The 1,961-nt window shown below is 57.2% G+C and carries 3 protein-coding genes; all 3 read right to left on the bottom strand.

The window, feature by feature from the left end; all coding sequences use genetic code 11:
* Positions 1-1,013, bottom strand: a 1,013-nt coding sequence (locus QZ326_RS13085) for a hypothetical protein (RefSeq protein WP_295746069.1), incomplete at its 3' end; no start/stop codon positions are given.
* Positions 1,014-1,106: 93 nt separating this feature from the next.
* Entirely contained in the window at positions 1,107-1,559 is a 453-nt protein-coding gene (locus QZ326_RS13080; protein WP_295746065.1) for a translation initiation factor 2, read from the bottom strand.
* Between the two features lie 136 nt (positions 1,560-1,695).
* Positions 1,696-1,961: hypothetical protein (locus QZ326_RS13075; RefSeq protein ID WP_295746062.1), on the bottom strand; the 266-nt coding region annotated here is incomplete at its 5' end.

Below are 1,961 nucleotides of genomic sequence, written 5' to 3'. Positions count from 1 at the left end.
GCGGTGATGGGACTGGAGGGCATCAGCAGGGACAGCTTCTCCGCCAGCCTCGATCCTGGGCCGAGAATTGCCTTGTTGGCTGTCACATGGCTTTCCACATCCGGCAGATTGTGATCCATCTGCTGCAGGGCCTCTGCCGCCGTTGTTCCAGCTTCGCCGGCCCTGGCTATTGCCGCATCCAGCAGCTTTTGAGGGTCGTACTGTCCAAAGCGGGGCGTATAAAACTGCGTTGCCTCTCCGTTTTCCCGCACGGTACAGAGGGCCAGGGAACTGATCGCACCGGCGCTTTCCGGGGTGGGCAGGAGAACAAAGTCCTTCCACTCATCCTTGCTGATTTCTTCAGCCGGAGTGCCTGTCTGCACGTAGACCGCCGCGCCGATGATCTCCCACGGCAGCAGGCCCGTTTCCCTGGCCCCGCACAGATCGTACACGTTCTGCAGCGTTTCCAAGGTGAAATGGCGGGAGACGAAGGAAAACGCATGGTAAAGATCGTCTTTCATCTCCAGCCAGAGTCCGTTGGCGAGGTCCAGCAAATGGCTGTTGGCTTCCGCGCTGGGGGTGGGGATCAGCCCATTCATGTGGGCGGTGAACTCCTGTTCACTCATATAGGTTTTTGTTGGGGACTCTTTGGGCGGTGCGGCGGAGAACAGGTTGGTGCAGTCGATCTCGCCGGACTCGATCTTCGCCAGAATATCCTTCGCGCCGTCTCCCGACCGCAGGCACTCTGCTGCCCTGGGCATCTCGCCTGGGTAGAGGCAGCAGCGCTCCAGGCTCAGGGCGGCTACCCTTGCGGCCAGCTCCGCGCCAAAGGTTTCCCTGGTCTGGCGCAGGCCCTCGTATAAGACCTCCAGCCAGCTCTCGATGGAGGCGTCCCGGCTTTCTGCCGCTTGGAAGTGAACGTACTGTTTCCGATCCACACTCTCAGCAGCGAACTCACACCAGAGCTGCGCCGCCTCCGGCCGGCACTCCGGCAGGAGCGTGTGGAACTTCTCAATAAAATCCTTTTGACTCATGTTGACCTCTCTTTCCTGATTTTTCTGTTTTATGCGGCCAGAGCGGCCCAGGCCGATCCGGTTGGGATGGCCTGGGCCGCTCTGTTGCTGCTGTCATTCGTCCTGGCTGGCGGGGAGGCCCGTCTCGCCCTCACACGCCTCCTCACCGCCCTGGCTGGGGGCGTCCTGCTCCTGGGAGCCGCCCTCGGTTTCCGCGGCCTCACAGGGGCCGGCGCCGGCCTGACGCTCAGCCTCGCTCAGCGCCTCCTCGATCAGCCCCAGCACGAACTCCCGCTGGGTGAGCTTCCGGCCTGTGCGGGCTGTCTCACGCTCCAGGTGCGCCTTGATCCGCTGGAAAAGGTCCTCTCCGATTTGGAAGGCCATCGTTCTGCTGCCGTTATTGTTTGCCATAATCGTTTTACCCCCGTTTTCCTTCATCTCGTAGTATTCGATTAACAGGTTTGTAATGTACTGCGCGGTGGTCAGACCCGACTGCTCTCTGGCCTCGCAGACGCGCTGGTGCAGGTCCAGTGGCAGCTGCGCACATAAGTTTCGAGTCTCTGGCATGGTGTTATTCTCCTTTCCGCTGATTGCAAGGCAAGTATACCCGAAAGGCATTGATAAAGCTATCACCAATACCACTAAGAAACCGGAGACAAACGAAGCATATGTAACAATGGCGGAAAAAAGCAAAATCCCAGAGTTACCGGACTCTGCCGGCAGCTCTGGGGGAATGGCGGATAGCGACTTTACTCCGTCCATAAATAGCGGATTTTGCATCTTTGGTGCGTAAAATTTTCGAAACAGGAGGCTGTTTTGAAAAATCAAACTTTTTTCTTCTTTTATTGGCTGTAATCTTTGAATTTCCTGCATATTGCTCGACTTTATCACGGCGTTTTGGGGCTGCATCTCGTTTATTACTTCTACGTAAAAAGATAGGAAAGAGACGGATGGAGGAAGAAACTGGAA

It is taken from the genome of uncultured Oscillibacter sp. (genome assembly GCF_910587525.1).
Lineage (GTDB): Bacteria > Bacillota > Clostridia > Oscillospirales > Oscillospiraceae > Oscillibacter.
Note: the sequence above shows the minus strand (reverse complement) of the source record. Positions and strands in the feature narration are given on the sequence as shown.

Bases quoted from the DNA above. Each gene is read 5' to 3' on its own strand.
- QZ326_RS13080 (WP_295746065.1), bottom strand. From the start codon at position 1,559: ATGCCAGAGACTCGAAACTTATGTGCGCAGCTGCCACTGGACCTGCAC.